The following is a 4,525-nucleotide window of genomic DNA, read 5'->3' as shown; positions in this document are numbered from 1 at the left end:
GTCCGGCAGGCGCGCATCGTACTGCCAGAGCTTCTTGCCGGTGCGCGCGTCCACCGCGAACACCCGCGAGTAGGAGCCGGTCATGTACATCACCCCGTCCTTGATCAGCGGCTGGGCCTGCTGGCCGCGCTGCTTCTCGCCGCCGAAGGAGAAGGCCCAGACCGGCCGCAGCTCCTTGACGTTATCGACGTTGAGCAGGTCCAGCGGGCTGTAGCGCTGGCCCTGGACGCCCAGGCCGTTGGTGACGATCTGCTGCGGGTTCTTCGGGTCCTGGAGGATCTCTTCATCGGTGACGGCGGCCAGGGCCGCGCTGGACAGCAGCATGGCGCTGAGCACCAGGCTCACGGCGAAACAGGGACGACGTGGGGGTTGGGTCATGACGGCTACCTCGGCGGTTATTGTTGTTCCCGGGAAATTTTCCCGGTCTGCCGGGAATTCTTGGTCCCGGCCTGTTTGCCAACAATTGCCCGCAGTGCGGAGTTTTCTAGTTCCTTGGTACTGGAGGGGCAGAGGCAAGCGACAAGCAGGCGCCATGCCCCCGCACTGTAGGAGCTGGCTTGCCAGCGAAGAGGCCCACAAGACCGCCATCGACGGCAAGCCCCCACAAGATCCCTCATGTAGATGTGGCGAGGGAGCTTGCTCCCGCTGGGTGGCGCAGCCGCCCCAATGGCGGCCACCCCGTTCTTGCTGATAGATCACGGATTCAGGTCTGGCGACCGCTGCGCGGTCGAGCGGGAGCGAGCTCCCTCGCCACAAGGGTCAGTGATCGTCGATACGCTGCAGGCGCTGGCGCTCGTAACGCGGGTACAGGTGGCTGACGCTACGGATCAGCTCATAGCGGGTCAGGCTGATGCCGGCAAAACGCTCGGGGATCGGGCGGCGGATCATCTCCGCCATGTCGTCGCCCCGGGCCGCGCCGTCGCGCATCAGCCCATCGAGCCAACTCAGGTAATCGCGCATCTGGGCAAAAGGCGCCGCATCGCTGGCCACCGGGCCATGGCCTGGGACGATCAGCTTCCACGGCAGGGCCTGCAAGGTGTCCAGGTCCTTGAGCCATGCCTCCAGCCCCGGGCTGTTGGGGGTGGTCAGCGCGCGCTCGTAGAACACCAGGTCACCGGCAAACAGCACCCCGGTGTTCTCGTCGAGAATCGCCAGGTCGGCACCGGTGTGCCCACTCAAACTGAGCAGGCGCAAGCGATGCCCGCCCACCTCAAGCACCCCGGGCTCCAGCACCCGGTTCGGCAACACCACCTCGGTGCCGCGCATCCAGTCGCCGACCAGGCGGTACAGGTTCTCGGCCATGGCGTCCCCCTGCTGGCGCAGCAGGTCGGCTGTGCCGGCCAGGGCGCCGATGGGCACATCGCCAAAGGCCTGGTTGCCCAGCACATGGTCGGGATGATGGTGAGTCAACAGCAGCTGGATCACCGGCTTGTCGGTGGTGGCGGCAATCGCCCGGCGCAAGGCTTCGCCGTAGCGCTTGGACGGCCCGCTGTCGATCACCACCACCCCGCTGTCGGTGACGATGAACCCGGTGTTGACGATATTGCCGCCATTGGCCTTGGCGAAGTTGTCGGTGCTGCCTTCCAGCAGCCAGGTGCCCTCAGCGATCTGCCGGGGCTTGAGTTGATAGTCCAGGTCGGCCCGGGCCGGCAGGCCCAGGCATAGCAGCAACAGCAGGATCCAACGCATGGTGCGCCTCGGCTCGGGTGGGTCAAAGGATGCGCTCAGGGCAGCTTGGCCTCGAACTGGTTGCCGCTGTTGTCGCGCAACAGCAAGCGGGTCTGCCCCGGCCCCTGGATGTCGAACCCCAGGTTGGGGTTTTCGCTGACCGCCGGGAACAGTTCGAGGCTGGCCAGAAGCTGATCGTTCTGGTCGCGCAATTCGGCGTGGTTGAGAAAGAACTCGGGGATGCCGCTGACCAGGCCGTTGTCCATCGGGTGGGACACTTGCAGGCGCAGACGGCTGGCGTCGCCACGCGGGTAACGCCCGCCCAGCACCTCGCCGATGTGCTCTTCCCAGCCGGGCTGGGTGCGCACCACGCTGGGGGCGGTGCAGCCGCCACCGGCGGCATCGATCAGGGTCGAGCCCACGTGCCACAGGCCGTCGCGGGTCTGCACCGCGGCGCGCAGCGGCGTGGCCTGCTCGATGCGGATGCGGATCGACAGCCAGGGCAGCACCCGCTCCCCCGGCACGAAATCGACAATGCGCGGTAAGGGGTTGAGCTCGGCCCAGGCAAGGATGCGCACCACGTCGCCGCTGAAGGCCCGGGCGTCGATCTCCAGCGGCACCTGTCGCGCATCCTCGGCAAAGGGCGGCGCCAGCAGCTTGACCCGGTCATCGAAGACGAACGCGGCATCGCCCAGCAATTGCTTGTGGTAGAAGGCCCACATCACCGAGGGCACCGTGTCCGCACCCGGGGCCTGCGGATCGGCGGCCAGCGCCGGGGTCGCCAAGGGCAGCCAGCACGCCAAAAGACAGGTCGCTCGCCAGTTCATCGCAGCTCCTATTGATACATCTCTGGGACCTCGTAACGCAGGCCATAACGGGCGTACAGCGCCTGCAGGCGACCGTCGCGGATCAACCCTTCCAGGGCCTCCTCCACGGCATAGGCCAGCTGGCGGTTGCTTTCATGCACCGCCATGCCGATCTCCCACACCTGCTTGCCCATGTTCGGGTAGGCGTTTTCCGCCAGGGCCAGTTGCGGATCAGCGGCCTGGTGCAACTGCCAGTCGATCTCCCCGCGCATGGCCATCACCGCGTCCACCTGCCCGGCCCGCAAGGCGCCGAAGGCCTGCTGCACGCTGGGGTAATGATGGGTCTTGGCACTGAGCATGCCGTTGAACACCGAGGTCAGGTAGAACGACGGCACGCTGTCCACCTCGACGCCAATGGGGTGCTGCTGGAACACCGCGACACTGGCCACCGAGTCCAGCCGGCGGCGGTCGAATGCCACCTGCCAGCGCTCTTCCTGATAGGGGCCGAACATCACCACGTGGTCGTTGGTCAGCTCTCCCAGTTCGTTGCGCTTTTGCGCAAAGTCGTGGTCGTAGGGCACGCGCATCATCAGGTCGGCCAACTGCTGATGGCGCAGCGGACTGCCGCGCCAGATGTAATCCCGCAAGTCGTCGTCGAGCTTCTCACCGGGGGGCGCCCAGATCAGTTGCAGGCGCACCCCCAGGGCCTCGGCCAGGGCTTGCGCCAACTCGACGTCGACGCCCCGGGGCTGGCCCTGGTCCTCGAAGCTGTAGGGGGCAAAATCCTGGTACACCGCCACCTTCAGCTCACCGGAGGCGATCATCGTGTCGTAGTTGCGCACCCCGGCCTGCGCCGCCGCGCAGCACAGCAGCAAGCCACTGAGGAACACGCCGAGGCGGCCCATGGCGATCACTCCTCGACGCGCACGCTGTCCAGGTAGGTGCGCACCGCCCACAGGGCTTCCTGGCTCAGGTAGTCGGCCATCTTCGGCATGTACACCCGGCCATCGCGCACCGCGCCGTGGCGCACCCGTTCGACGAACCATTCATCCCCGGCTTCGCCGGCATCGAGCATGCGCAGGTCCGGGGCGATACCGCCGGACTTGGCTTCCAGGCCATGGCAGGCGGCGCAGTTCTGGTTGTAGGCCGAGGCACCGATTTCCACTGCCTTGTCGCGCTCGGGCGAGGTGCGATAGGGGTTGACCGCGGCCCAGCCGTCGCCATCGAGGCTCACACCGGCATCCTTGATCGGCGTCAGGCCCTGGGTTTCCACCGCCTGGGGCACCACGTTGCCATGGGCCCATACAGCGCCGGTGGCCAAGGCACCGGTCAGCAGCCCTACCGCGAGCAAGGCGTTGCGTTTTGTTGTCATTGTTATGCCCTCAAGATTGCACGCAAGACCTCGCTACAGAGGCCATGGCGCCATCTTAGAAACAGCCGGCGGGCGGCCGTATGCTGCTTTGGTGGTCGCGTCCTACTCCCTTGGTAGTAGGGCTTGTGGCGCGGGCCTAAATCAGGTGCCGCCCGGGAACTTTTCCCGGCAAAGGCGGGACTTTTTCCGTATCTCAAAGCGCGTCTCGCGGCAGACCCTAGTCAGGCCAAAACCTCCACTGGGAACTGCAACCATGACAATAAGATCGCTACCCGCCCTTTCCCCCCTGAGCCTCGCCGTCCAAGCCCTGCTGCTGACCACCAGCTTGTCCCTGGGCGCGGCGGCCACAGCGGCCACCGCCCCGGCGGCACCTGCCAGCAAGAACGTCACCTGGGAAGACATCGCCAACGACCACCTGACCACCCGGGACGTGCTGCAGTACGGCATGGGCACCAACGCCCAGCGCTGGAGCCCCCTGGCCCAGGTCAACGATAAAAACGTATTCAAGCTGACCCCGGCCTGGTCCTACTCCTTTGGCGACGAGAAGCAGCGCGGCCAGGAATCCCAGGCCATCGTCCGCGACGGCGTGGTCTACGTCACCGGCTCCTACTCGCGGGTATTCGCCCTCGACGCCAAGACCGGCAAACGCCTGTGGACCTACAACCACCGCCTGCCGGAC

5 protein-coding genes and 1 pseudogene are annotated in these 4,525 nt (G+C 66.3%); 1 reads left to right on the top strand and 5 read right to left on the bottom strand.

Going from position 1 to position 4,525, the window contains the following annotated elements; all coding sequences use genetic code 11:
- The 5 genes and pseudogenes from J5M73_RS30785 to pedF form a co-directional block, all read right to left on the bottom strand.
- Positions 1 to 378: pseudogene (locus J5M73_RS30785) on the bottom strand (PQQ-binding-like beta-propeller repeat protein); the annotation flags it as partial.
- 381 nt (positions 379 to 759) lie between these two features.
- Positions 760 to 1,689 carry a quinoprotein relay system zinc metallohydrolase 1 gene (locus tag J5M73_RS30780; protein ID WP_207816831.1) on the bottom strand — a complete coding sequence of 310 codons (930 nt, stop codon included), beginning with the start codon at positions 1,687 to 1,689 and terminating at the stop codon, positions 760 to 762.
- A gap of 35 nt (positions 1,690 to 1,724) precedes the next feature.
- Complete coding sequence (locus tag J5M73_RS30775) at positions 1,725 to 2,495, bottom strand: quinoprotein dehydrogenase-associated SoxYZ-like carrier (protein WP_207816830.1); 771 nt, start codon at positions 2,493 to 2,495, stop codon at positions 1,725 to 1,727.
- Between the two features lie 8 nt (positions 2,496 to 2,503).
- Positions 2,504 to 3,379 (bottom strand): transporter substrate-binding domain-containing protein, encoded by an 876-nt coding sequence (locus tag J5M73_RS30770; protein WP_207816829.1) that lies wholly within the window; start codon positions 3,377 to 3,379, stop codon positions 2,504 to 2,506.
- Positions 3,380 to 3,384: 5 nt separating this feature from the next.
- Complete coding sequence (gene pedF / locus J5M73_RS30765; RefSeq protein WP_102861878.1) at positions 3,385 to 3,846, bottom strand: cytochrome c-550 PedF; 462 nt, start codon at positions 3,844 to 3,846, stop codon at positions 3,385 to 3,387.
- Between the two features lie 253 nt (positions 3,847 to 4,099).
- Here pedF and J5M73_RS30760 point away from each other — a divergent pair.
- Positions 4,100 to 4,525, top strand: a 426-nt coding sequence (locus J5M73_RS30760; protein ID WP_207816828.1) for a PQQ-binding-like beta-propeller repeat protein, incomplete at its 3' end; no start/stop codon positions are given.

The organism is Pseudomonas sp. 50_B (assembly GCF_017491625.1).
GTDB classification, from domain to species: Bacteria; Pseudomonadota; Gammaproteobacteria; order Pseudomonadales; family Pseudomonadaceae; genus Aquipseudomonas; species Aquipseudomonas danubii.
Note: the sequence above shows the minus strand (reverse complement) of the source record. Positions and strands in the feature narration are given on the sequence as shown.

Excerpts from the sequence above, each read along its gene's own strand:
- J5M73_RS30770 (WP_207816829.1), bottom strand. The coding sequence starts at position 3,379 with ATGGGCCGCCTCGGCGTGTTCCTCAGTGGCTTGCTGCTGTGCTGCGCG.
- J5M73_RS30775 (WP_207816830.1), bottom strand. The coding sequence starts at position 2,495 with ATGAACTGGCGAGCGACCTGTCTTTTGGCGTGCTGGCTGCCCTTGGCG.
- J5M73_RS30780 (WP_207816831.1), bottom strand. The coding sequence starts at position 1,689 with ATGCGTTGGATCCTGCTGTTGCTGCTATGCCTGGGCCTGCCGGCCCGG.
- pedF (WP_102861878.1), bottom strand. The coding sequence starts at position 3,846 with ATGACAACAAAACGCAACGCCTTGCTCGCGGTAGGGCTGCTGACCGGT.